This is a genomic window from Superficieibacter sp. (genome assembly GCF_032071645.1).
Taxonomy (GTDB): domain Bacteria; phylum Pseudomonadota; class Gammaproteobacteria; order Enterobacterales; family Enterobacteriaceae; genus Superficieibacter.
Genome location: NZ_DAMAPU010000001.1, coordinates 478746 through 504569 on the forward strand (window position 1 = coordinate 478746; position 25824 = coordinate 504569).

Below are 25824 nucleotides of genomic sequence, written 5' to 3' on the forward strand. Positions count from 1 at the left end.
TGCACGTGAAGAGTACAAAGACACCTTCTGCGCTGCGCGTCGCCATTATTGGTGCCGGGCAGGTCGCGGATAAAGTTCATGCTTCGTACTACTGCACGCGCGACGATCTGGAACTGGTGGCTGTCGCAGACAGCCGCCTTTCCCAGGCGCAGGCGCTGGCAGAAAAATACGGACAGGCGCAGGCATGGGACGATCCGCAGGCCATGCTGCGCGAGGTGCGCCCGGATATCGTCAGTATCTGTTCGCCCAACCGGTTTCACCATGAGCATGTGTTACAGGCGCTGGCGGCGGGCTGCCATGTGATGTGTGAAAAACCGCCAGCCATGACCCCGGAACAGGCGGAAGAGATGTTTCAGGCCGCCCGGCGGGCGGGCAAAGTGCTGGCCTACGATTTTCATCACCGCTTTGCTGAAGATTGCCAGTTACTCCGCCAGCAGGTGATGGACGGGCAACTGGGCGACATTTACGTGACTACCGCGCGGGCGCTACGGCGCTGCGGCGTTCCCGGCTGGGGCGTCTTTACCAATAAAGAATTACAGGGCGGCGGTCCGCTGATCGATATCGGCATTCATATGCTGGACGCGGCGATGTACGTACTCGGTTTTCCGGCGGTGAAAAAGGTCACGGCCCACAGCTTTCAGAAAATCGGCACCCGCAAAAACAGCGGCCAGTTTGGTGAATGGGACCCGTCGGTGTACACCGTTGAAGACGCGCTGTTTGGCACCGTCGAATTTCATAACGGCGGTATTCTGCGCCTCGAAACGTCATTCGCGCTGAATATCCCGGAGCAGTCAATCATGAACGTATCGTTCTGCGGTACGGATGCCGGCGCCACGCTGTTTCCGCTGCATATTTATAACGATGACGGCGGCGAGTTAAACACGTTGTTGCAGCGTGATCAGGCAGACGATCGGCGGCATCTTCGCAGCATGGAGGCGTTCATCCGTCACGTGCAGGGCGAACCGGTGATGATTGCCGACGCTGAACAGGGACGAATTATTCAGACGCTGGTAGCTGCACTGTACCAGTCTGCGCAAACAGGGAAATGTGTGGAATTATGATGAATGCCTCTACGCTTATCGAACCGTCTTTTAGCGTGCACAGCCTGAATAAATACGCGTCGTTAATGACCTCAGGCAATGGCTATCTCGGTATTCGCGCCACGCACGAAGAAGATTACACCATGCAGACGCGCGGGATGTATCTGGCGGGCCTGTACCACCGGGCGGGGAATGATGAAACGACCGAGCTGGTAAATCTGCCGGACATTATTGGCGTGCAGATTGCCCTGAACGGCGAGCCGTTCTCACTGACCGGCGGAAAGACGGAAACCTGGCAGCGCGAACTGGATTTTGCCACCGGTGAACTGCGCCGCGCGCTGGTGTGGCAGGCGGCGAACGGGGCGCGTTTTCGCATCGAAAGCCGTCGCTTCGCGTCTCTTGCTCAGCCCGAACTGGTTGCCATGCAGCTGACGCTGACGCCGCTGGATGCCTCCGCCAGCATCTCGTTTGTTACCGGCATTGATGCGACGCAAACCAACAGCGGACGCCAGCATCTCGATGAAACCCAGGTCCGGGTGTTTGGTCAGCACTATCTACAGGGAATGTATACCACCCAGAACGGCGAGGATAACGTCGCTATTTCTGCGTACTGTCACCTCAGCGCTGAAGCGCAAAGCTGTTTTTCTGCCAAAAATCGTCGCCTGCTGCAAAATAGTTCGCTGAGCGTTGCCGCCGGGCAAAGCGTGACGCTGACTAAACTTTGCTGGATAAGCCACGCGCCTGCTGGCGAGATGAGCCAGCAAACCCTCAGCGAACAGAGCTTGCGGGCGCTGGAGTCCTGCGTGGCGGAAGGGTATGAGCCGCTGTTTCAGGCATCGGTCGCAGCGTGGCACACTTTCTGGCAACGCAGCCGCGTGCAGGTGACGTCCTCCGATCCGCGCGATCAGGAAGCGCTGGATTTCGCGCTTTACCATCTGCATATCATGACCCCGAAAAACGACGAGCGCACCAGCATCGCCGCCAAAGGGCTGACCGGCGAAGGCTACAAAGGCCACGTTTTCTGGGATACGGAAGTCTTTTTACTGCCGTTTCATCTCTTCACCGCCCCAGAGACGGCGCGGCAGCTTTTACGCTACCGCTGGCATAATCTGCCTGGCGCGCGCGAAAAAGCGCGGCGCAACGGCTGGCAGGGAGCGTTGTTTCCATGGGAAAGCGCACGCAGCGGCGACGAAGAAACGCCGGAATTTGCCGCCATCAATATTCGCACCGGGGTGCGGCAAAAAGTGGCCTCGGCGCTGGCAGAACATCATCTGGTGGCTGACATCGCCTGGGCGGTGGTGGCTTACTGGCAGGCCACCGGCGACGAGCGTTTTATGGCGCAGGAAGGCTGCGAGCTGCTGCGAGAAACGGCGACCTTCTGGATCGACCGGGCAACAGACGTCGGCGGGCGGCTGGAAATTCATGACGTTATCGGCCCCGATGAATACACCGAACACGTCAACAATAACGCCTTTACTAACTATATGGCGCATGAAAACGTCGCTCAGGCGCTGCACGTTGTCCGCCGTTTCGCGCCGACAGAAACCGACTTTTTTGTTCGCGCCGAAGACTTTTTGCAGCGGCTGTGGTTACCGGAAAGCAATAGCGACGGCGTTATTGCGCAGGACGACACCTTCTTCGCCAAGCCTGCGATTGACCTGCAAAAGTACAAACGTCAGGCGGGCAAACAAACCATTCTGCTCGACTATTCGCGTGCTGAAGTCAATGAAATGCAGATCCTCAAGCAGGCGGATGTGGTGATGCTGAACTACATGCTGGCGGATCGCTTCACCCGTGACGAGTGTCTGGCCAATTTGCAGTTCTACGAACCGCGCACCATTCATGACTCCTCCCTGAGCAAAGCCATTCACGGTATTGTCGCTGCGCGCTGTGGCGATTTGGCGCAGGCATACCGCTTCTGGTGTGAAGGCACGGAAATCGATCTCGGTGACGATCCGCACAGCTGTGACGATGGCATCCACGCGGCGGCGACCGGGGCGATCTGGCTGGGCGCCATTCAGGGATTTGCCGGGCTGACGCTGCGCCAGGGTGAACTGCACATTGCGCCGCGCCTCCCCGCAGGCTGGCAAAAAATGGCTTTCCCGCTCAGCTGGCAGGGCGTTGCGCTGCAATTCACCCTGACGCCGGAGCGGTTGACCGTTCACAGCGCGTCTGACGCGGTGTTTTATTTGAACGGACACCGGCTGCGCGTAACGGGCACGCAGGACTTCTTACTGAAAGACTTTATTTTATCCACAGATGGGACCGCGCCCACGGAGGGGAAATGAAACTACAGGCCGTTATTTTTGACCTCGATGGGGTGATTACCGACACCGCGCATCTGCATTTTCACGCCTGGCGACAGGTGGCAGCCGATATCGGCATCACCATTGATGAAACCTTCAACAATAGCCTGAAGGGAATTAGCCGTGGCGAATCGCTGCGCCGGATCCTGCAACATGGCGGTCGTGAAGCGGCGTTTAACGACGCGGAGCGGGACGCGCTGGCAACGCGGAAAAATCAGATTTACGTCGAGTCTTTGCGCCAGCTGACCGCCGACTCGGTGCTGCCGGGCATTCGCGAACTGCTGCTGGAACTGCGTCAGCGCGAGATCCCGACCGGGCTGGCGTCGGTTTCGCTGAACGCGCCCACCATTATACGCACCCTGGGCATTGACGGGCTGTTGACGTTTTGTGCCGATGCCTCGCGCATCGCCCGTTCAAAACCCGACCCGGAAATCTTTCTCGCCGCCTGCGAGGGGCTGGGTGTTGATCCGCAGCAGTGCGTGGGCGTAGAAGACGCGCAGGCCGGGATCGACGCCATCAACGCCTGTGGAATGCGCTCCATCGGTATTGGTGCGGATCTGCATGACGCCGGGCTTCAACTTTTGTCCACCGATCAACTCACGTGGTCGTGCCTGTCGGCATTCTGGCACCACGCATAATAAGGAAATCACGATGGCACAACTTTCGTTGCGGCATATCCAAAAAATCTACGACAACCAGGTTCACGTCGTTAAAGACTTCAACCTGGAAATTGCAGACAAAGAATTCATTGTTTTCGTCGGTCCGTCAGGCTGCGGCAAATCGACCACTCTGCGCATGATCGCCGGGCTGGAAGAGATTAGCGACGGCGAACTGCTGATTGACGGCGTGCGGATGAACGACGTGCCTGCCAAATCGCGCAACATTGCGATGGTCTTTCAGAACTACGCGCTGTATCCGCACATGACCGTCTATGACAACATGGCGTTTGGTCTGAAGATGCAGAAAATCGATCGCGCGGTGATCGACGAGCGGGTGAACTGGGCGGCAAACGTGCTGGGGCTGCGTGACTACCTGAAGCGCAAACCTGGCGCATTGTCCGGCGGTCAGCGTCAGCGCGTAGCGCTGGGGCGGGCGATTGTTCGTGAGGCGGGGGTATTCCTGATGGATGAACCGCTTTCTAACCTCGACGCCAAACTGCGCGTGCAGATGCGGGCAGAAATCAGCAAGCTGCATCAAAAGCTGAACACCACCATGATTTACGTCACCCACGATCAAACCGAAGCTATGACGATGGCTACGCGGATCGTCATTCTGAAAGACGGGATCGTGCAGCAGGTTGGGGCACCGAAAACGGTTTATAACCAGCCTGCAAATATGTTTGTCGCCGGATTTATTGGCTCACCGGCAATGAATTTTATTCGCGGTGCGATTAACGGCAATATGTTTGTGACCGAAACGCTCAAGCTTATTATTCCTGACGATAAACTGGCGGTCCTGCATAAGCAGGGATATGAACATAAAGCGGTCGTCATGGGTATTCGCCCGGAAGATATTCACCCGTTATCGCAATCTGATAATTGCGTCAGCGCGAAAATCAGCGTGGCCGAATTAACCGGCGCAGAATTTATGCTGTATACCAGCATTGGTGGACACGAACTGGTGGTTCGCGCCGGAGCCGTCGAGGATTATCACGCGGGTGACAATATTAATATTCATTTTGATATGGCGAAAAGCCATTTCTTTGACAACGAAAGCGAAATAGCCATTCAGTGATCGTTGGGTGCCGGGTAGCCATTCCCGGCTTTTACCTCTGTTTAATAAGGATTTTAAAAATGAGCGTTCTCTTTAAAAGTGCTGCACTGGTCATGTGTGCAGGGTTTTCCTGCGCGCAGGCGGCGGAAAATAACGACTGGCATTTTAATGTCGGGGCGATGTATGAAATAGAAAACGTGGAAGGTCAGGGCGAAGATATGGACGGGCTGGCAGAGCCTTCTATTTATTTTAACGCCTCGCAGGGGCCGTGGCGTTTTTCCGTCGCCTATTATCAGGAAGGCCCGGTGGATTATAGTGAAGGCAAACGCGGCACCTGGTTTGATCGCCCGGAACTGGAAGTTCATTATCAGTTTATCGACAGCGACGATTTAAGTTTTGGCCTGACAGGCGGCTTTCGTAATTATGGTTATCATTATATTAATGAAGGCAAAGACACGGCCAATATGCAGCGCTGGAAGGTACAGCCGGACTGGAGCGTGAAACTGGCTGACGATTTACGTTTCAGCGGCTGGTTTTCAATGTATCAGTTCGTCAACGATCTGAATACTACCGGCTATGCTGACAGCCGCGTTGAAACCGAAACCGGTTTGAATTATACCTTCAATGAAACAGTGGGCCTGACCGTCAACTATTATCTTGAACGCGGGTTTAACCTTGATGACAGCCGTAATAACGGCGAGTTTTCGACCCAGGAGATCCGCGCCTACCTGCCGATTTCGTCAGGCAATGCCACGCTGACGCCGTATACCCGTATCGGGCTGGACCGCTGGTCAAACTGGGACTGGCAGGATGATATGGAACGCGAAGGGCACGACTTCAATCGTCTGGGCGCACTCTGGGCCTATGATTTCCAGAACGGGCTGTCAATGTCCCTCGAATATGCCTATGAATGGCAAAACCACGATGAAGGTGAACGCGATCGCTTCCACTATGCAGGCGTGGGCGTGAACTACGCGTTCTGATGCGCAGACTGCCCGGCGTTAACCGCCGGGCAACGTGTTTATCAGGCCAGTGACGCGGTGAGTGAAATGTGCGTTTTGACGATCACCGCTTGCGGGCTGGCTTTTCCGGCGATGCGCTTAAACAGCAGATCGCAGCCCTGCTCACCGAGCGCGCGCGTCGGCACATCAATACCGCCCGGCGGTGGCGTCAGCGTGTAGGAGAGCATTTCATTGCTGTAGCCCACCACCGCCAGCTGCTGCGGAATGGCAATATTTTTCTCTGCCGCGACACGATATAAGCTGATAATTTTCATGCTGTCGGTGGCAAAAACCGCATCGGGGATTTGCGGCTGATCTAATAATTTTCTCGCGGCGTCCAGCGCGCTTTCATGCGTATAACCCCCGTCTATAATCCACTCTTCGCGCAATGAATAATGATGGTTTTCCAGGCTCTTTTTATAGCCGTTAAGACGATCTACTGAAACATTCAGATCCAGCGGCGCATGAAGACAGGCAATGTTTTTATGCCCGCGATCGATTAACGCATCGGTGAGGGCAACGCTATCGCGGAAATTATCGGTATCGACCGAGTAAACGTGTTGATACTGTCCTTCAACTTTGCCAATGACCACCACCGGAATTTCGTATTGATCCAGTCGGGCAAAGAAAGATTCATCGGCAGGGGAACTGAGCATAATAATGCCTTTGATCATCTTCTGGCGGATCTTACTTTCGCACTTTTGTAAATCATCCGCTGAACTGTGGGACGTCTGTAAAATAACGTCAAAGCCTTCATCTTCTGCTTTTGCCGTGATAGCGTGAAGAACTTCCTGGAAAAATGGATTACCCGCCGTCGTTTTGGCTGAGCGGGTTGAAATGACCATAATGGCATCGAAGCCGGAAGAGGTAAGGGCGCGGGCGAGTTTATTCGGCTGATAGTTTAATTGTTCAATGGCCCGTAATACTTTATCCCGCGCTTCGGGAGAAATATTAGTCTGCTTATTAAGCACCCGCGAAACAGTGGATTTCGAAACGCCGGACACGCGCGCTATATCATAAATAGTGGGGGACATCCTTCAGACAGCTCCGTCATAGCGTCAATGATGACTATCTTACTGGAGATGGACCGGATTACAACAGCGGTTGATTATTAATAACCTGACCCCATTTACTATTTTCAGGGCTGACAGCCGGGAAGAGGGATGTGATGAAACGTTTTACGAATGAAATTAATGCGCTGGTCAATCGCAGCGTGGACCGTCATTTGCGGCTGGCGGTCACGGGACTGAGTCGCAGCGGGAAAACCGCATTCATCACCTCGGTCGTCAATCAATTACTCAACGTTCACGCGGGCGCGCGTCTGACGCTATTAAGCGCGGTGCGGGAAGAGCGTCTGCTGGGCGTAAAGCGCGTGCCGCAGCGCGATTTTGGCGTACCGCGTTTTACCTACGATGAAGGACTGGCCCAGCTTTACGCCACGCCGCCGATGTGGCCCACCGCTACCCGTGGCGTCAGTGAGATTAACCTCGCGCTGCGTTTTCGCTCAAAGGATTCGCTGCTGCGTCACTTTCGCGAAACCTCAACGCTGTATCTGGAAATAGTCGATTACCCCGGCGAGTGGCTGCTCGACCTGCCGATGCTGGCGCAGGATTATCTGAGCTGGTCGCGGCAGATGACCGGGCTGCTGAAGGGCCAGCGGGCGGAGTGGTCCACGCGCTGGCGCGAATGCTGTCAGGGGCTGGACCCGCTCGCGCCTGCCGATGAAAATCGTCTTGCGGAAATTGCCGCTGCCTGGACTGACTATCTGCACCAGTGCAAAAAGCAGGGGCTGCATTTTATTCAGCCGGGGCGCTTTGTGCTGCCCGGCGATATGGCGGGCGCGCCCGCGCTCCAGTTTTTCCCGTGGCCCGATGTTGATGGCGTCGGCGAAGCGACGCTGGCGCAGGCAGGTCGCCATACCAACGCCGGAATGCTGCGCGAACGCTTTCATTATTACTGCGAAAAAGTGGTGAAGGGTTTTTATAAAGACTACTTTTTGCGCTTCGATCGGCAGATTGTGCTGGTGGACTGCCTGCAACCGCTTAACAGCGGTCCGCAGGCGTTTAACGATATGCGACTGGCCCTGACGCAACTGATGCAGAGCTTTCATTACGGGCAGCGCACGTTGTTCCGTCGGCTGTTTTCGCCGGTGATCGACAAACTGCTGTTCGCCGCAACCAAAGCGGATCACGTCACCGTCGATCAGCACGCCAGTATGGTTTCGCTGTTGCAACAGCTGATTCAGGATGCGTGGCAGAACGCCGCGTTTGAAGGGATAACGATGGACTGTCTGGGGCTGGCCTCTGTGCAGGCGACGGAAGGCGGTTTAATCGACGTCGATGGCAATAAGGTGCCAGCCCTGCGCGGGCATCGTTTACAGGATGGCGCACCGCTGACGGTGTATCCGGGCGAAGTGCCTGCCCGCCTGCCGGGTCAGGCCTTCTGGCAAAGCCAGGGCTTTCAGTTTGAAGATTTTCGCCCGGCGGTGATGGACGTCGATAAACCGCTGCCGCATATTCGCCTGGATGCCGCGCTGGAATTTTTAATCGGGGATAAATTACGATGACCGAACCACTTAAACCGCGCATTGATTTCAGCGAGCCGCTGGAGGCTGAAGCGCAGGAATCTTTCAAGGCCGCCCAGCATTTCAGCCACGTTGAGGCGGAGAAATTCGCCCCGGTCGTCAGCGACGAGCTTATCACCGACGAGGGTCCGGCAGAGGCGGCCGTGGAGGCGGCTCTGCGTCCGCGTCGCAGTCTGTGGCGCAAAATGGTGATGGCGGGGCTGGCGCTGTTTGGCGCAAGCGTGGTGGGACAGGGCGTGCAGTGGACGATGAATGCCTGGCAAACGCAGGACTGGGTGGCGCTCGGCGGCTGTGCGGCGGGCGCGCTGATTATCGGTGCGGGCGTCGGCTCGCTGGCCCAGGAGTGGCGGCGGCTCTGGCGTCTGCGCCAGCGCGCGCACGAGCGTGATGAAGCGCGCGAGTTGCTTCACAGTCACGGCAGCGGGAAAGGGCGCGCGTTTTGTGAAAAACTGGCCCAGCAGGCGGGAATTGACCAGTCGCACCCGGCGCTTCAGCGCTGGTACGCCGCCATCCATGAAACACAAAACGATCGTGAAATCGTCGGCCTGTATGCGCATCTGGTTCAACCGGTACTGGACGCCCAGGCGCGGCGGGAAATTAGCCGCTCCGCCGCCGAATCGACGCTGATGATCGCGGTCAGCCCGCTGGCGCTGGTGGATATGGCGTTTATCGCCTGGCGCAATCTGCGGCTGATTAATCGTATTGCCACGCTGTATGGCATCGAACCGGGCTATTACAGCCGCCTGCGTCTGTTTCGTCTGGTGCTGCTGAACATGGCTTTTGCTGGGGCAAGCGAGCTGGTGCGCGAGGTCGGTATGGACTGGATGTCTCAGGATCTTGCCGCCCGACTGTCAACCCGCGCAGCCCAGGGCATTGGCGCGGGTCTGCTGACCGCCCGGCTGGGTATCAAGGCGATGGAACTTTGCCGCCCGCTGCCGTGGATCGACGATGACAAGCCGCGTCTGGGCGATTTTCGCCGTCAGTTGGTCGGTCAGCTTAAAGAGACGCTTCAACGTAATAAAACGCCGGAACCACCCCGCTAAATTTCCGCGCTATCCCTCATTTCTTCAATCAGCTGTCAATATTTGTTGACAGCTATCTTCCCGATTGCCTCCGCGTAGCTTATCATTCTTAGTAACGTTGACTGTTCAGGGAAAAATCCCATGCGTCTTGAAGTTTTCTGTGAAGATCGGCTTGGCCTCGCCCGTGAGCTGCTCGATCTGCTGGTGCTACGCGGCATTGACCTGCGCGGGATTGAAATCGATCCGGTTGGGCGTATTTACCTTAATTTTTCCGAGCTGGAATTTGCCTCTTTCAGCAACCTGATGGCGGAAATCCGCCGTATTGCGGGCGTGACCGATGTCCGCACCGTGCCGTGGATGCCCTCCGAGCGCGAGCATCTGGCGCTCAGCGCATTGCTGGAAGCCATGCCGGACCCGATGCTGTCGCTGGATACCAAAAGTAAAATCGAACTGGCGAACCCCGCCAGCTGCCAGCTTTTCGGCCAGGATCAGGCGCGGCTGCGCAATCACAATATTGGGCAACTGATTGGCGATTTTAACTTCCTGCGCTGGCTGGAAGGTAAGCCGGTGGACTCCCATACCGAGCACGTCGTGGTCAACGGGCAAAATTTCCTGCTGGAGATCACCCCGGTCTATCTCGACGGCGAAGACGCGCAGCGTCTGCTGACCGGCGCGGTGGTGGTTATGCGTTCCACGGTGCGGATGGGGCGACAGTTGCAAAACGTCAGTGCCCAGGACGTGAGCGCTTTTAGTCAGGTGGTTGCCGTGAGTCCCAAAATGCGCCACGTCGTGGAGCAGGCGCGCAAGCTGGCGATGCTCACCGCGCCGCTGTTGATCGTTGGCGATACCGGCACCGGAAAAGATTTGATCGCCCACGCCTGCCATCAGTCCAGCCCCCGAGCGGCAAAACCCTATCTGGCGCTGAACTGCGCATCTATCCCGGAAGATGCGGTCGAAAGTGAACTGTTTGGTCATGCCCCGGAAGGTAAGAAAGGCTTCTTTGAGCAGGCCAATGGCGGGTCGGTGTTACTGGATGAAATTGGTGAAATGTCGCCGCGAATGCAGGTCAAGCTGCTGCGCTTCCTCAACGACGGCACGTTCCGTCGGGTGGGTGAGGACCATGAAATCCACGTCGATGTGCGGGTGATTTGCGCCACCCAAAAAAATTTGCTGGAGCTGGTACAAAAAGGGCTGTTCCGCGAGGATTTATATTACCGCCTCAATGTGCTGACTCTCAACCTGCCGCCGCTGCGCGAGCGGACCCCGGACATCATGCCGTTGACCGAGCTGTTTGTCGCCCGCTTTGCCGACGAGCAGGGCATCTCGCGGCCTAAGCTGGCCTCGGATGTTAACGGTGTGCTGACCCGCTATGCCTGGCCCGGTAACGTGCGCCAGTTGAAAAATGCCGTCTACCGCGCGCTGACGCAGCTTGAGGGCTACGAGCTACGAGCGCAGGACATTTTACTGCCTGACAACGATGTCGACACGGTTGCACCGGGCGAAGAGGCGATGGAAGGTTCGCTGGACGATATTACCAGCCGCTTTGAGCGTTCGGTGCTGATCCAACTTTATCGTAACTATCCCAGCACGCGTAAACTGGCGAAACGACTCGGCGTTTCCCATACGGCGATTGCCAATAAGCTGCGTGAATATGGTTTAAGTCAGAAGAAGGGCGAAGAGTAAGTGAATACAGGCCCGGCACCTTGCGATGCCGGGCCTGTCCGTTACGCTTTCAGGGATTCCAGCGCGGCGGTGTAGTCAGGTTCATTGGTGATTTCATTCACCAGCTGGCTAAATACGACCTTGTCATTTTCATCAATAACAATCACCGCGCGGGCAGAAAGCCCCTTCAGCGCGCCTTCCGCAATGCCTACGCCGTAGGTTTCCAGAAATTCTGGATTGCGCAGCGTGGAAAGGGTGATGACGTTGCTCAGACCTTCTGCGCCACAAAAGCGGGAATGGGCGAACGGCAGATCGGCCGAGATACAAAGCACGACGGTGTTCTCCACTTCTGTGGCAAGTTGGTTAAACTTACGCACAGAGGCGGCACAAACGCCGGTATCAATGCTGGGGAAAATATTCAGCACTTTGCGTTTGCCTGCGTACTGACTCAGTGTGACGTCGGAGAGATCTTTTGCGACCAGTGTAAAGGGCTGCGCGGCCGTACCTGCCTGCGGGATAGCGCCGGAAACGGCGACCGGATTGCCCTGGAAATGCACGAGTTGTGACATGATTTTCTTCCTGTTTACATATAATTAACGCCGTCGCTAGTGTAAGACAACATGTGTTAACACAGCAATCGCTTTTAGCGCCTGGCACACGAGGATCTGCAATGAGAAGCCTGAGAGTTTATGAGGAAGCCTGGCCGCTTCATACGCCATTTGTGATTGCCCGAGGCAGCCGTAGCGAAGCTAAAGTGGTGGTTGTCGAAATTGAAGAAGATGGCGTAAAAGGCGTGGGTGAATGTACGCCGTACCCGCGCTATGGCGAGAGTATTGATTCGGTGATGGCGCAAATTATGACCATCAATGACGCATTAGAAGCCGGAGCCAGCATCGAACAACTTCAGCAGTTGCTGCCAGCGGGCGCGGCGCGTAACGCCGTGGACTGCGCGCTGTGGGATCTGGCGCGGCGCAGGGCGGGCGCGCGCCTGGTGCCCGCGCATCAAACCATTACTACCGCGCAGACCGTGGTGATCGGCACCCCGGAACAGATGGCCGCCAGCGCCTCGACGCTGTGGCAAAAGGGCGCGCGGCTGCTGAAAATCAAAATGGATAATCATCTCATCAGCGAACGCATTGTGGCTATTCGCGCCGCCGTCCCGGACGCCACGCTCATCGTGGATGCCAATGAATCCTGGGTCAGTGAAGGACTGGCGGCGCGCTGTCAGCTGCTGGCCGATCTGAATGTGGCGATGCTGGAGCAGCCGCTGCCGGTCGGGGAAGATGAATCGCTCGGTAATTTTATTCATCCGCTGCCGATTTGCGCTGATGAAAGTTGCCACACCCGCGCCAGCCTGCGCGCGCTGCGCGGGCGTTACGACATGATCAATATCAAGCTCGATAAAACCGGCGGTCTGACCGAGGCGCTGGCGCTGGCGAAAGACGCGCAGGCGCAGGGGTTTGCGCTGATGCTGGGTTGTATGCTCTGCACCTCCCGCGCGATTGCTGCGGCGCTACCGCTGGTGGATAACGTGCGTTTTGCCGACCTCGATGGCCCGACCTGGCTTGCGGTTGATGTCGAACCGTCCCTGAACTTTACCACCGGCGAGCTTCATCTCTGAGCCTGCCAGCGCAGCAGGCCGGTCATCGCGGATAAATATTTTTCGCTGGCCTCATCGTTTGAAACCGGCGGGAATTCGGCGGTAATACAGGGCAGACCGATATCGGCACACCAGCTACCAAACGAGCCGGGCGTGTCATAACCGACGCTACCCACCAGCGGAAGCCGGAAGGCGTCGGCGAGCCATTCCCCCAGCGCGGAGTGTGCCGGATCTTCAATGCAGGCCAGCGGATCGTGAAAAGAAACCACCCAGCCTGGGTGGATCTGCTGAATTAACTGGCACAGCGCCTGGGTTTCGGGTTCCGATCCGGGCGTATCCCCGGTCAGCAGCACCACATCCCGCGCCTGCGCTGCGCTGTTCCAGCGGTAAACGGTTTCTCCAGCTTTCCAGTTCGCCGCCGGAAAATTGCGGTTAAGGTCAACGCCTCTGGCATTGGCGCGTAGCCCCAACTGGCAGCCATCCGGGTTGACCGTCAGGACCACATGATGACGCCGTAACTCCGGGGCCAGCGTGCGCATGGCGCAGGAAAGGGTCACGATCGAGGCGTTTTCATCACCGTGGGTGCCTGCAATAATCAACCCGCTTTCGCGATCGGCGAGCGGTGCCGGAAACCACAGCAAGGGCGCGCCCAGCAACGAGCGACCATAATGCAAAGTACCGGGCGGAAATGCGCCGCGTTCGGAGCGGGGACGCGTGGCAGTCATCGAACACCTCATTCTGGATACTATCAGTTTATTCTCACAGTATATTAATTTACGACGCCGTCAATTTTCTGTCATAAGACGTTTGCTTTTCCTTCATGCAAAACAAATAATTAAGCCACTTTATCCTGACCTCCTGGGGAATCTTATGAAGCATCCTGTTTCAATGACCTGCTGCGCGCTGTGGTTAAGCACCCTCTCTTCTTTTTCTTTCGCGGCGGATGTTCCTCCCGGCACGGTGCTGGCGGAGAAACAAGAACTGGTGCGTCATATTAAAGATGAACCCGCCACCCTGGACCCGGCGAAGGCCGTCGGCCTGCCGGAAATTCAGGTGATCCGTGACCTGTATGAAGGGCTGGTGAATCAGAATGAGAAAGGGGAGATGGTCCCCGGCGTGGCGACGAAATGGCAGACCAGCGATAACCGCGTCTGGACGTTCACGCTGCGCGATAACGCGCAGTGGTCAGACGGCACGCCCGTCACCGCGCAGGATTTTGTCTATAGCTGGCAGCGTCTGGTCGATCCGAAAACGCTGTCTCCGTTTGCCTGGTTTGCGGCGCTTGCCGGGATCACCAACGCGCAGGCCATTATAGATGGCAAAGCGACGGTCGATAAACTCGGCGTGAGTGCCGTCGATGCCCGAACTCTGCGCGTTCAGCTCGATAAACCGCTGCCGTGGTTTACCAATCTTACCGCCAGCTTTGCGTTTTATCCGGTGAAAAAAGCTAACGTTGAAAGTGGCAAAGAATGGACCCGCCCCGGTCAGCTTATTGGCAACGGCGCATACGTACTCAAAGATCGGGTGGTCAATGAAAAGCTGGTGGTCGAGCCTAATTCGCATTACTGGGATAACAGCAATACGGTAGTTAAAAAAGTCACTTTTATTCCGATCAACCAGGAATCTGCCGCTACTAAACGTTATCTGGCGGGCGGCGTAGATATCACCGAATCCTTCCCGAAAAATTTGTATAAAAAGTTGCTTAAGGACATTCCTGGTCAGGTTTATACGCCACCCCAGCTCGGCACTTATTATTACGCTTTTAACACCCAGAAAGGGCCGACCGCCGACGCGCGGGTGCGTCTGGCGCTCAGCATGACCATTGACCGTCGCCTGATGACGGAGAAAGTGCTGGGCACCGGCGAAAAACCGGCGTGGCGTTTTACGCCGGATGTGACGGCGGGCTTCACCCCGCAGAAATTGCAAATCGAACAGATGAGCCAGGAAGAGCTGAACGCGCAGGCCAAAATGCTGCTGCAGGCGGCCGGATACGGGCCGGGGCGTCCGCTCACGCTGACGCTGCTGTATAACACTTCGGAAAACCACCAGAAAATTGCCATCGCGGTTGCCTCGATGTGGAAGAAAAATCTGGGCGTAGATGTCAAACTGCAAAATCAGGAATGGAAAACGTATATTGATTCGCGCAACACCGGCAATTTCGATGTGATCCGCGCGTCGTGGGTCGGGGATTATAACGAGCCATCGACGTTTTTATCGCTGCTGACCTCAACGCACAGCGGCAATATTTCGCGCTTTAATAATCCGGCCTATGACAAGATGATCAATCAGGCCACGCTGGAAACCACGGCGGCGGCGCGTAATGCGGACTATAACGCGGCAGAAAATATTCTGGCGGAGCAGGCACCGATTGCACCGATTTACCAGTATACCAACGGGCGCTTAATCAAACCCTGGCTGAAAGGTTATCCGATTAATAACCCGGAAGACGTCGCCTATAGCCGGACGATGTATATTATCAAGCACTGATAAAGAGCCAAAAAAAAGCCCCCACTGAGTGGGGGCGATGGGGTCAATCTTAGAACTTCTTATCATCTGAAAAACGATCGCGTTCGGCGTCCGTTTTATCGACTTCCACATCCTGACGACGCACGGTATCTTTTACCGTTTCGGTACGCTGGGTGGTCTGAGTATCTAAGCCCACTTCTTCACGAATATGCGCGGTTTTATTCACGACCGGCACTTCATGAGATTCTTCGACTTCAATGGTTTTTTCTGACCAGTCAACGTCATGCAGATACGCCGGATCGTCAACAGCAGAACGGAAGACGTTCGCATGTTGCTCGGTCAGGGAAATATCTTCGGAAACATCTTCTTCTGTGGTGTAACGGCGCAGACGAATGCGGCCATCGCTTACCCGGCGCTTGCTGATGTCGATTTCTTCTTCAGCCAGTTGCAGGGACTCACGGTTAGTATCGTTCAGGCCGTGCGTATGGGTCAGATCGCGTTCTTCAGCAAAATCACGGGTATCAGACAGGTCGTCCGTATCGGTGATTTCATCGGTACTCCCCCAGTCGCGGGTTCTTTCTGAAGCGGTGACGGTATCCGGGTCAACGGCACGCACGCCGCCGATATTCGGTGGCGTTACGCCGGTCACACCGCCAGTGCCCACGCCGGAGACCGGGTTATCAACCGGACGCACGCCGCCAATGTCGGCGCTGGTGCTGTCGACTTCGCCAAGATAATCACGATGCGTGGTCGGATCGTTGTAGCTATGCAGTGAAGAGTAGTCACTGGCGTAGGTATCAAGCAGCGCTTCGACGCGATCGGCGTCGTCTTTATCGACGCGAGCGGTTAACAGCACGCCGCCAAGCTGAATGGCTTTGTTATATTCAGTGGCGTAGTCGTCGTCAACATCGTCCCCAAATAGTCGCTGCCAGAAGCTGGGGTGACGGATTTCTTTATCCTCAACGCGTAATCTTTCACCCGAAATAATATCAATATGACTTTCCGGGATACCTTCCGCAATGAGCTTTTCTTTCGCGGCGGCTGCCTGCTGGGGTTGCTCAAAGGCGGTAACGATTTTTTCGTGAGCCATCTGAAATTCTCCTCGTGCCTGGGTTACGGGTTGATTATTCCTCATCCGTGGAAATGTCTAATTCCTGTCGTCTCAGTAAGATGCTTTCCTGAAAACTCTCTGTGGTTTGCACTTTTTTTACGTGGATCTCCTCTACCAGAACCTGACGCCGAATAATTTCCACTTCTTCTCGAATCACCGGAATGATATAAATATCACCTTCCTGACGAGCGGTGGGGATGGCATCAGGTTGAATAACTTCATTCTTTGCAATGCGATTAATTACCGCTTCTTCACGGATGAGTTCTGCTTCAACAATTTTTTCATCCGTTACCGTAGTACGGGAAATTTGCACCCGCCGATCTATCACTTTCTTTTTTGATATCTCAACGCGTTCTTCCGCTAAGGGTAACGTTTCAATTTTTTCAGTTGCTGAATAATTAATAGCATCTTTATTAGACATATGTTCTGTAAACCTGTGATTTTAAGAATGTTCTTTATGATGCTAATTAATGACTATGAATTTGTGTCGATGTATTTAAGCATAGACCAAACGGTGTTTTTCGCCGGGAAGTAATTATGTAAAAATGTTAATAACGATATTTACTGGATAACTAAGCGGTGAATAACTGCAAAATCAACGGGATTGCTAATAGAACAGGAGGATAAGCGAAGCGCTAAACGCAGCGGGTCGGGGAGTAAAAAAACTCTCAGGAACATGAAATCCAAATGTTCCTGAGAGAATGCAAAATGCATTATCATTACAAGAGAGGCTAATTTAAGTTAAAAAGAATCAAAAAGATACGCTATTAATAACTTTATCATTTTCGTGGTTTATGATTGGGTTTCTAATGAAGGGCGGGGAGGGATCGCAGGGGCGAACAGAAAAAACAGCCCCTGACGGGGCTGCAACGGTTAGTGGGGGACTTCCGCCACGTTTTTAACTTCAGATTTGTTGATCTGTTGCTTCACGCCGTTTGCGTCTTTATAACCCAGCAACCCGGTTTCGGATTCTTTCGGTTTCCCGTCACTGATAATGGTACGACCATCATTGGTATGAATCGCGTAGCTTGTACGTGTGCAGCCTGAAAGTGCAGTGGCGGCCAGCAGAACGCTAAGGGGAATAATCAAAGCCTTTTTCATATTGATCCTCGCTACTTTGTTGTTTTGTCAGAACTTGAGTATAGCAGCGTAACGACAACTTGCAGGGAGGAGGGCGAATTTGATCGCCCTGACGTCGGTTACTGATTCTTAATTTCCGGTAACAGAGCGGCGCTGAGCCCGTTATCAGAGGCCGCCAGAGGCTGCGCGGCTGTCGATGTGAAAAGTACCGAAAGTTCGTTGGCAGGAACTGGCGGAGCGAATAAGAAGCCCTGCATTAAATCGCAGCCGAGGCTTGCCAGCAGGTATTTTTGTTCCGGGGTTTCGACGCCCTGGGCGACCACATCCATATGCATGGCGTGCGCGACTTCAATAATGTTGGTCACAATCGCCATATTTTTGCCGTTAAAACGGATGTCTTTGATCAGACTACGGTTAATCTTCAACTCCTGTACCGGAAGCTCTTTGAGCAGCATGACATTGGCATAGCCGGTGCCGAAATTATCAATCGAAAGCGTGACGCCGGAACGCATAAACTCGGTGAGCACGCGAAGGCTGCGCTCCGGGTTATTCAGGGCGATGGACTCGACGATTTTAATGTTCAGTCTGGACGGCGGCACCGTGTGTTGCTCAAGCGCCGCGCAAACCCGCGCGTGAATATCCTCCTGCGCAAACTGGGTTGCCGACAGGCTGATGGATAACGTCAGTTCATCCCGGCCTTCTGTTGCCCAGCTTTGAAGCTGACGACAGGCTTGTTCAATAATCCAGTGACCGACCGGCACAATTTGCCCGTTTTTTTCCAGCGCGGGCAGAAACGCCTCCGGTAACAGAATGCCTTTATCCGGGTGACGCCAGCGCAGCAGCGCTTCAAAGCCCCGGATCTGTTCGGTGTGGGTGTGATAAATCGGCTGATACCAGAGTTCAAATTGCCCCAGCGCCAGCGCATCCAGTAAATCCTGCTGAACCTGCCCCATGCTGATAGCAGGCTGCATGGTTTGCTGATGATAAATCGCCCAGTTATTGCCCCCGTGCCGCTTAATGGTCGTCATGGCGGAATTGGCGTTGAGCCGTAGCTCGTGCAGGCTTTCACCGTGGCGAGGATAAAAAGCCACCCCCGCGCTGAGCGACATATACAATAGCTGCCCGCCTTCATAAATAGGGCGCCGCACGGCTTCGACGATGCCCGCTGTCAGTTCGGCAATTTCCGCGTCGCTGGTGTCCGGCACCAGCAAAATAAACTCATCGTTTCCCAGCCGCGCCAGCAGCATTTTCGGATTCAGGCGTGCGCTCAGCCGGTTGGCGGCTGCCATCAGCAGACGGTCGCCCGCCGCGTGACCGAGCGTATCGTTAACCTGACGGAAACGATCGATATCCATCACGATCAGCGCGAAAGTGGAGCGAATTTGCTGTGCTCTTTGCAGGCACTCCTCCAGCCGGACTTCCATCTGGATACGGTTTGCCAGCCCGGTTAACGCATCGTAGCGCGACTGCCGCTCCAGTTGCAGATTGAGTTGCTGAAGATTTTCTGCCAGCCGCGTGGTGCGGACCTGGGAATCAATCATCGAGAAGAACAGCATCATGCCAAGCAGCAGCAGAGTGGTTGCCGAAACCCAGAAAGCCAGCCCCTGCTCGCTCATTCCCCCGGCAAGACTCTCGCCATGCCCGCTGAAAGTGGCCGCTGCCATGCCGATATAGTGAACGGCGGCCACCGCCATTCCCATCACGCCAGCGGCAGCAATCCGGTTGCTCAGCGCCTGTTTATTGCGCTGTCGCAGGCTGAAGGCCAGCCACAGGGCGCTACCGGAAGCCAGCAGGGCGACGAGAATGGACAGCACAATAAGCGTTTTGCTCCAGCTAATCGTCCCTGGCATTAACAGCGCCGACATGCCGGTATAATGCATGGTTATCACACCCGCGCTAAGAATTGCGCTCGCCAGCAGCCATCGTTTGGGAGCCAGGGTGTTGCCTGACGCCGCAATATTGATAGCAGCAATGGCACAAATGACGGCGACCAGCAGAGAAATGAGGGTGAGCGAAAAATCGTAATACACCGGCATGGTCATTTTCATCGCCAGCATACCGATAAAATGCATTGACCAGATGCCGATGCCCAGCGTGGCACCCGCAGAAACGCGCCAGAAAAAAGCGATTTTCCGTGCCGAGGAGGTAATTTTGGCGGCGCAGTCCAGCGCCACGAAGGACGCAATGAAAGCGACAATGAAGGAGACGCCGATCAAAATCGGGTCCCATGTAACGAGCACCATCAATGCAATCCACTGTGTAAACGCGATAGCTATAATTTAGCAGTAAAATTGAGTATTTAGCTAATGAATCAATCGCCGCCAAAAAAATATTTTTCCGCCGTTTACCAACGGCTTAGCGACGGTTGGGACGTATTTAAAACCCGCTTCCCGCAGCGACTTATTTAAAAGTAAGAAATAGCGCGCTGGCAGCGTAATTGTCCCGACATATAATTAAATGTGGGGTTATTATATAATATATCCTGACTATGACCTGCGGATGTTATATCAGATGGCGGAGTTTCATTCTGCCGGGCGATGGACTACATCTGCTAAATTTCAACCTAAGTGAAATTTATCTTGTTTTACTGCAAACAATGTTGGCGTGCTAAATAGTAGTGAAAGTTAATTTCGACGGTGCTATAACCTTATTACCATTGTCTGGTATCCCAGCGAGTCTGATCATGATAAAAAATGTCAGTGTGCGAACTTTTATTCTGCTATTCCTCGTTACTCTTTTTATCATCGTTGATGGTGTGGTTGCGTTAATATCCCGCGATCTCTTTTTATTAATGTTATTAAATATATTCTGGTTAACCGCCTGTTTTTTACTGTGGACGTATCTGACCCGCTATCTGGTTTCGCCGATCAACACCGTGAAACACAGCATTGAGGAAGTAACTGGCGGAAATCTATCGGTTTCTATTCCTGAATTTGGCAACAACTGCGCCGGACGGTTAATCCCCGGCATCAACAGCCTTTCCGCGAGTATATCGTCGCTGGTCGCAGAGATCCGTCGCTCTTCGCTTACCGCAATGAACTTATCGGAGCAACTGGCGGCCCGCAGCGCGGAATTATCGGTCAAAACCGAGCAGCAGTCCGCGTCACTTATTGAAACGTCTGCCAGCATGGAGCAAATTGCGGCAGGCACCCAGAATAATGCCGAAAATACGCGGCTGGCGAGCCAGCGGGCGAATCAGGCTAGTGAATGTGCGCGCCGGGGTGGGAAATTAATGACGGGTGTCGCCACCAATATGCAATCAATTACCGACTGCGCCAGGCAAATGGGCGAAATTATCACTCTGATTGATGGCATCGCCTTCCAGACGAATATCCTCGCCCTCAATGCTGCCGTGGAAGCGGCACGCGCAGGGGAGCATGGAAAAGGATTTGCGGTGGTGGCCGGAGAGGTCAGAAATTTGGCGCACCGTAGCGCTGAAGCCGCGAAAAATATTAAAAGCCTGATCGGTGTGACCAGCGAGAATGTCAGTCAGGGATCGGCCATTGTTGGCGAGGCGGAGAGCAACATGCAGGAAATCGTCGCCAGTGCGAGCGTGCTTAGCGATCTGGTGGAGCAAATCGCGGTTTCTACCAGCCAGCAGGAGCAGGGCATCAGGCAGATCACCCAGGCGCTCAGTGAACTGGAAAAAGTGACCCAAAGTAATGTCGGCGTAGTCGAGGAACTGGCCGGATCGTCCGAGGTGCTTCAGCGTCAGGTGGTCGATTTGCAGGCGCGCACCCGCGATTTTCGCCTTAATGAACAGCAAGAAAGCAGCGCTGCCGTGGTAAGCCTGACATCCCATTACCGGCACTCATTTTAAGACTTTACCCGCAGAATATGCCTTCGCATACAGTTGCTTAACCGCCACACATGGCTAGACTAACTGCAACTGAGACGAATTTAGGAGGCGCTGTGGACGTCTTAAAGGGATCGGATGTCAATGTACCGGATGCGGTATTTGCCTGGCAACTCGACGGTAAGGGCGGGGTAAAACCGCTGCAAAATGGCGATACTATTGATGAGCAGCACCCTTGCTGGCTGCATCTTAATTATACCCATCCCGACAGCGCACAGTGGTTATCCACCACGCCGCTGCTGCCCAACAACGTGCGTGACGCGCTGGCGGGCGAAAGTATGCGCCCGCGAGTGAGTCGCTTAGGTGAGGGGACGCTCATCACTCTGCGCTGCATTAACGGCAGCAACGATGAGCGTCCCGATCAACTGGTGGCCATGCGTCTTTATATGAACGAGCGGATGATCGTTTCAACGCGTCAGCGCAAGGTGCTGGCGCTGGATGATGTGGTCAGCGATTTACAGGAGGGCACCGGCCCCACCGATTGTGGCGGCTGGCTGGTGGACGTCTGCGATGCCCTGACCGAACATGCCAGCGAGTTTATTGAGCAGTTGCACGACCGGATTATCGATCTGGAAGATAACCTCCTCGACCAGCAAATTCCGCCGCGCGGTTTTCTGGCACTGCTGCGCAAGCAGCTTATAGTGATGCGCCGCTATATGGCTCCGCAGCGCGATGTGTTTGCCCGCCTTGCCAGTGAAAGATTTCCGTGGATGAACGACGATCAGCGGCGGCGAATGCAGGATATTGCCGAACGGCTGGGACGCGGACTGGATGAAATCGATGCCTGTATCTCGCGCACGGCGGTGATGACCGATGAGATTACACAAATCACCCAGGAATCGCTGTCGCGCAGAACCTACACCATGTCTTTGATGGCAATGGTTTTTCTGCCGAGCACCTTTTTGACCGGCCTGTTTGGGGTCAATCTCGGCGGTATTCCTGGCGGCAACTGGCACTATGGTTTCGCCACCTTTTGCATCATGTTAGTTATCTTAATTGGCGGTGTTACCTGGTGGTTACATCGCAGTAAATGGCTGTAAATTTTAACTTTTTTAACATAAATTGAACATAAAAACGCCATTTTAATTGAGCGAGGTCAATAAAGCCGCTACCCATTCAGTGCAATATGACTCTCGCAGGTGAATGCAACGTCAAGCGATGGGCGTTGCGCTCCATATTGTCTTACTTCCTTTTTTGAATTACTGCATAGCACAATTGATTCGTACGACGCCGACTTAGATTAGTCGGCTTTTTTTTGCCTCCTGCGCGCCAGCATCTACCCTTAAAGAGGTGTTCCGTAACCGAGGAGTCAAAAATGTCGAGTCTCGCGCTGTTATTTCTTACCCCGTCGTGGCAATCCGACCCGGTGCCTACCGATCCTGTACCCGTTCCCGATCCAATCCCACGTCCGCAACCGATGCCGGACCCGCCGCCGGATGAAGTACCGATTAAATTGTCGCATCAGAGCCGCAGATCTGCGAGGATACGCGCCTGCTGAATGCCTCTTTTAAAATGAGATAAGATTGTGACCGCTTTTTCTACGCTGAATGTTTTGCCTGCCGCCCAGCTCGATAACCTCAACGAGCTGGGCTATCTTTCCATGACGCCGGTTCAGGCGGCGGCGTTGCCCGCGATCCTTGACGGCAAAGATGTCAGAGTGCAGGCCAAAACCGGCAGCGGAAAAACGGCGGCGTTCGGACTGGGGCTGCTGCAACACATTGATGCCAGCCGCTTCCAGACGCAGTCGCTGGTGCTGTGTCCGACCCGCGAACTGGCGGATCAGGTGGCCGGTGAACTGCGTCGACTGGCGCGCTTTATGCCGAATATCAAAATTCTCACCCTTTGCGGCGGCCAGCCTTTTGGCGCGCAGCGCGATTCGCTCCAGCATGCGCCGCACATTATTGTTGCCACCCCAGGCCGTTTGCTCGATCACCTGCAAAAAAACACCGTCACCCTCGACCAGTTGCAAACGCTGGTGATGGATGAAGCGGACAGAATGCTGGATATGGGTTTCAGCGATGCCATTGACGAGGTGATCCGTCACGCGCCCGCCGCCCGCCAGACGCTGCTGTTCTCCGCCACCTGGCCGGAGGCGATTGCCGCCATCAGCGGTCGGGTTCAGCGCGATCCGGTGACCATTGAAATTGACAGCGTGGATGCGCTGCCTGCCGTAGAGCAACAATTCTTTGAAGTCTCCCGCAATGGCAAGATCACGCTGCTGCAAAAGCTGCTTAGCCAGCATCGCCCGGCGTCGTGCGTGGTGTTCTGTAATACCAAAAAAGATTGTCAGGCAGTGTGTGATGCGCTGAATGAATCCGGACAGAGCACCCTGGCGCTGCACGGCGATCTCGAACAGCGCGACCGCGACCAAACGCTGGTGCGTTTTGCCAATGGCAGTGCGCGGGTGCTGGTCGCCACCGATGTGGCGGCGCGCGGGCTGGATATTAAATCGCTTGAGCTGGTGATCAACTACGAACTGGCCTGGGACCCGGAAGTTCACGTCCACCGTATTGGTCGCACCGCGCGCGCGGGTAACAGCGGGCTGGCGATCAGCCTCTGCGCCCCGGAAGAAGCCCAGCGGGCGAATATTCTTTCTGAAATGCTGAATCTCCGCCTCAGCTGGCTGAACGGACCATCGGGCGTGGCGATCGTGCCGCTGGAGGCGGAAATGGTGACGCTGTGCATTGACGGCGGCAAAAAAGCCAAAATGCGGGCAGGGGACGTGCTGGGCGCGCTGACCGGAGACATGGGACTGACCGGCGCAGACATCGGCAAGATTGACGTTCACCCGGCGCACGTTTATGTGGCGGTGCGCGAGAACGTGGCGCGTCAGGCGTGGAAACAGTTGCAGAATGGCAAAATTAAAGGCAAATCCGTTCGCGTGCGCTTACTGAAATAAACGTCCGGCGCTCAGGCATTCCTGCCTGAGCGCAATCAATCACTTCACTTCAACGACGTTCAGACGCAGTTCATCCAGTGGCGTATCTTCTTCCGGCTGCCAGCCCGCAGGTTGCAGCGGGATCTCTTCGCGGTCAAACGCCAAATCGCCACCGTCTACCACTGCTGAACCGTGGTGGATACCTTTGAAATCGAAAAGGTTAGTGTCGCTCAGGTGCGAAGGAACCACGTTCTGCATTGCGCTGAACATGGTTTCGATGCGTCCCGGATAGCGTTTGTCCCAGTCGCGGAGCATATCGGCAATCACCTGGCGTTGCAGATTTGGCTGCGAGCCGCACAGGTTGCACGGAATAATCGGGAAGCCTTTCGCCTCCGAGAAACGCACGATATCTTTCTCGCGGCAGTAGGCCAGCGGGCGGATCACAATGTGCTTACCGTCATCGCTCATCAGCTTCGGCGGCATCCCTTTCATTTTTCCGCCGTAGAACATGTTGAGGAACAGGGTTTGCAGAATATCATCGCGATGATGGCCCAGCGCGATTTTGGTTGCCCCCAGCTCGGTCGCCGTGCGGTACAAAATACCGCGACGCAGGCGCGAGCACAGTGAACAGGTCGTTTTACCTTCCGGGATCTTCTCTTTTACAATCCCGTAAGTATTTTCTTCGACAATTTTGTACTCAACGCCCAGCTGTTGCAGATACTCCGGCAAAATATGTTCCGGGAAGCCAGGCTGTTTCTGATCGAGATTCACCGCCACCAGCGAGAAATTCACCGGCGCGCTTTGCTGAAGATTACGCAGGATCTCCAGCATGGTGTAGCTGTCCTTGCCTCCGGACAGGCACACCATAATGCGATCGCCTTCTTCAATCATATTGAAATCAGCAATGGCTTCGCCCACGTTACGGCGCAAGCGCTTTTGCAGCTTGTTTAAGTTGTACTGTTCTTTCTTTGTAATATCTTGATTAGATTGCATTTATTCTTTACTCAAATATCAATTGGGGCACCAGTGGGGCAAAATGCTTTTAAAGCGCCAGCTTCGTATTCAGCATTGCCACCTGTTCGCTGTTCATTTCTTCTATCCATGTTGCATAGATTTCATACACCATCTGCGCATTTTCGTGCCCCATCGGATTAGCAATAAAAGACGGGTTAGCGCCTGCTGACAATAACCAGCACGCGAAAGTGTGCCGTGTATGGTACGGATTGCGGCGACGAATGCCAGCACGTTTTACCGCAGCGTTCCATCGGCGCCCAATACTGCCCAGCGAGTAGTAGGGTTTCTGGATCTCATTCAACATCCCTGGCATAAAAACGAAATGTACATTTTGCTGTTCAGTCAGCCCATATTCACGATGGTAATACGTGATTTCAGTTTTGGGGAATAGCGCAGTAAGTTCACGCTGGGATATCAGTACGTCCATGGCTGGCTGCAGTAAGTTTATTGTCCGAAATCCAGCATCTGTTTTGGGCGGGGCGAACACAGTT

At 54.8% G+C, this 25824-nt stretch carries 22 protein-coding genes and 1 pseudogene; 14 read left to right on the forward strand and 9 right to left on the reverse strand.

Translation table 11 applies throughout. The annotated features are described in order from the left end of the window. Window positions 1-5 precede the first annotated feature (5 nt). The 5 genes from RT197_RS02510 to RT197_RS02530 are packed head-to-tail and all read left to right on the forward strand — an operon-like array spanning window position 6 to window position 6042. Window positions 6-1061: a Gfo/Idh/MocA family oxidoreductase gene (locus RT197_RS02510; RefSeq protein WP_312946936.1), complete on the forward strand. Its 1056-nt coding sequence runs from the start codon at window positions 6-8 to the stop codon at window positions 1059-1061. Next, entirely contained in the window at window positions 1058-3328 is a 2271-nt protein-coding gene (locus RT197_RS02515) for a glycoside hydrolase family 65 protein (protein WP_312946938.1), read from the forward strand. The genes RT197_RS02510 and RT197_RS02515 overlap by 4 nt, the downstream gene beginning before the upstream one ends. Then, the gene (gene pgmB, locus RT197_RS02520; RefSeq protein WP_312946939.1) at window positions 3325-3984 is read left to right on the forward strand and encodes a beta-phosphoglucomutase; all 660 of its coding nucleotides are present in this window, start codon (window positions 3325-3327) and stop codon (window positions 3982-3984) included. Before RT197_RS02515 ends, pgmB begins: the two co-directional genes overlap by 4 nt. Before the next feature lie 13 nt (window positions 3985-3997). After that, window positions 3998-5080 (forward strand): ABC transporter ATP-binding protein, encoded by a 1083-nt coding sequence (locus tag RT197_RS02525; RefSeq protein ID WP_312946940.1) that lies wholly within the window; start codon window positions 3998-4000, stop codon window positions 5078-5080. A gap of 59 nt (window positions 5081-5139) precedes the next feature. Continuing rightward, window positions 5140-6042: an OmpG family monomeric porin gene (locus RT197_RS02530; protein ID WP_312946942.1), complete on the forward strand. Its 903-nt coding sequence runs from the start codon at window positions 5140-5142 to the stop codon at window positions 6040-6042. Window positions 6043-6083: 41 nt separating this feature from the next. Here RT197_RS02530 and RT197_RS02535 read toward each other — a convergent pair whose 3' ends face one another. Beyond that, the gene (locus RT197_RS02535; RefSeq protein ID WP_312946943.1) at window positions 6084-7094 is read right to left on the reverse strand and encodes a LacI family DNA-binding transcriptional regulator; all 1011 of its coding nucleotides are present in this window, start codon (window positions 7092-7094) and stop codon (window positions 6084-6086) included. Window positions 7095-7228: 134 nt separating this feature from the next. Here RT197_RS02535 and RT197_RS02540 point away from each other — a divergent pair, with 134 nt between their 5' ends. The 3 genes from RT197_RS02540 (at window position 7229) to tyrR (ending at window position 11349) form a co-directional block, all read left to right on the forward strand. Further along, window positions 7229-8626 (forward strand): YcjX family protein, encoded by a 1398-nt coding sequence (locus tag RT197_RS02540; RefSeq protein ID WP_312946945.1) that lies wholly within the window; start codon window positions 7229-7231, stop codon window positions 8624-8626. After that, window positions 8623-9687, forward strand: coding sequence for a YcjF family protein (locus RT197_RS02545; protein WP_312946946.1), 1065 nt, complete (start codon window positions 8623-8625; stop codon window positions 9685-9687). Before RT197_RS02540 ends, RT197_RS02545 begins: the two co-directional genes overlap by 4 nt. A 120-nt stretch (window positions 9688-9807) precedes the next feature. Beyond that, the gene (gene tyrR, locus RT197_RS02550) at window positions 9808-11349 is read left to right on the forward strand and encodes a transcriptional regulator TyrR (RefSeq protein WP_312946948.1); all 1542 of its coding nucleotides are present in this window, start codon (window positions 9808-9810) and stop codon (window positions 11347-11349) included. A gap of 41 nt (window positions 11350-11390) precedes the next feature. Here tyrR and tpx read toward each other — a convergent pair whose 3' ends face one another. Further along, window positions 11391-11897: a thiol peroxidase gene (gene tpx, locus RT197_RS02555; protein ID WP_312946950.1), complete on the reverse strand. Its 507-nt coding sequence runs from the start codon at window positions 11895-11897 to the stop codon at window positions 11391-11393. Window positions 11898-11998: 101 nt separating this feature from the next. On the opposite strand from tpx, the gene ycjG reads away from it, so the two are divergent. Next, window positions 11999-12949: an L-Ala-D/L-Glu epimerase gene (gene ycjG / locus RT197_RS02560; protein ID WP_312946952.1), complete on the forward strand. Its 951-nt coding sequence runs from the start codon at window positions 11999-12001 to the stop codon at window positions 12947-12949. Here ycjG and mpaA read toward each other — a convergent pair. Then, window positions 12940-13653: a murein tripeptide amidase MpaA gene (mpaA, locus tag RT197_RS02565; protein ID WP_312946953.1), complete on the reverse strand. Its 714-nt coding sequence runs from the start codon at window positions 13651-13653 to the stop codon at window positions 12940-12942. The genes ycjG and mpaA overlap by 10 nt on opposite strands. A gap of 145 nt (window positions 13654-13798) precedes the next feature. On the opposite strand from mpaA, the gene RT197_RS02570 reads away from it, so the two are divergent. Continuing rightward, complete coding sequence (locus RT197_RS02570) at window positions 13799-15415, forward strand: peptide ABC transporter substrate-binding protein (RefSeq protein WP_312946955.1); 1617 nt, start codon at window positions 13799-13801, stop codon at window positions 15413-15415. Window positions 15416-15464: 49 nt separating this feature from the next. Here RT197_RS02570 and RT197_RS02575 read toward each other — a convergent pair whose 3' ends face one another. From RT197_RS02575 to RT197_RS02590, 4 genes are all read right to left on the reverse strand, one after another. After that, complete coding sequence (locus tag RT197_RS02575) at window positions 15465-16484, reverse strand: YsnF/AvaK domain-containing protein (protein ID WP_312946957.1); 1020 nt, start codon at window positions 16482-16484, stop codon at window positions 15465-15467. Between the two features lie 34 nt (window positions 16485-16518). Continuing rightward, window positions 16519-16926, reverse strand: coding sequence for a YsnF/AvaK domain-containing protein (locus RT197_RS02580; RefSeq protein WP_312946959.1), 408 nt, complete (start codon window positions 16924-16926; stop codon window positions 16519-16521). 452 nt (window positions 16927-17378) lie between these two features. Continuing rightward, window positions 17379-17606 carry a YgdI/YgdR family lipoprotein gene (locus RT197_RS02585; protein ID WP_312946961.1) on the reverse strand — a complete coding sequence of 76 codons (228 nt, stop codon included), beginning with the start codon at window positions 17604-17606 and terminating at the stop codon, window positions 17379-17381. A 98-nt stretch (window positions 17607-17704) separates the two neighbouring features. Next, complete coding sequence (locus tag RT197_RS02590; protein WP_312946962.1) at window positions 17705-19828, reverse strand: EAL domain-containing protein; 2124 nt, start codon at window positions 19826-19828, stop codon at window positions 17705-17707. Between the two features lie 440 nt (window positions 19829-20268). Here RT197_RS02590 and RT197_RS02595 point away from each other — a divergent pair, with 440 nt between their 5' ends. The 4 genes from RT197_RS02595 (at window position 20269) to dbpA (ending at window position 24340) form a co-directional block, all read left to right on the forward strand. Then, complete coding sequence (locus tag RT197_RS02595) at window positions 20269-21405, forward strand: methyl-accepting chemotaxis protein (protein WP_312946963.1); 1137 nt, start codon at window positions 20269-20271, stop codon at window positions 21403-21405. Between the two features lie 92 nt (window positions 21406-21497). After that, a complete protein-coding gene (gene zntB / locus RT197_RS02600) occupies window positions 21498-22481 on the forward strand; it encodes a zinc transporter ZntB (protein WP_312946964.1) in 984 nt (327 codons plus the stop codon). A gap of 275 nt (window positions 22482-22756) precedes the next feature. Beyond that, complete coding sequence (locus RT197_RS02605; protein ID WP_312946965.1) at window positions 22757-22939, forward strand: hypothetical protein; 183 nt, start codon at window positions 22757-22759, stop codon at window positions 22937-22939. A 27-nt stretch (window positions 22940-22966) separates the two neighbouring features. After that, window positions 22967-24340 carry an ATP-dependent RNA helicase DbpA gene (gene dbpA / locus RT197_RS02610; protein WP_312946966.1) on the forward strand — a complete coding sequence of 458 codons (1374 nt, stop codon included), beginning with the start codon at window positions 22967-22969 and terminating at the stop codon, window positions 24338-24340. Window positions 24341-24379: 39 nt separating this feature from the next. Here dbpA and ttcA read toward each other — a convergent pair whose 3' ends face one another. After that, entirely contained in the window at window positions 24380-25312 is a 933-nt protein-coding gene (ttcA, locus tag RT197_RS02615; RefSeq protein ID WP_312946968.1) for a tRNA 2-thiocytidine(32) synthetase TtcA, read from the reverse strand. A gap of 49 nt (window positions 25313-25361) precedes the next feature. Further along, window positions 25362-25820, reverse strand: a pseudogene (locus tag RT197_RS02620) (tyrosine-type recombinase/integrase); the annotation flags it as partial. Window positions 25821-25824 lie beyond the last annotated feature (4 nt).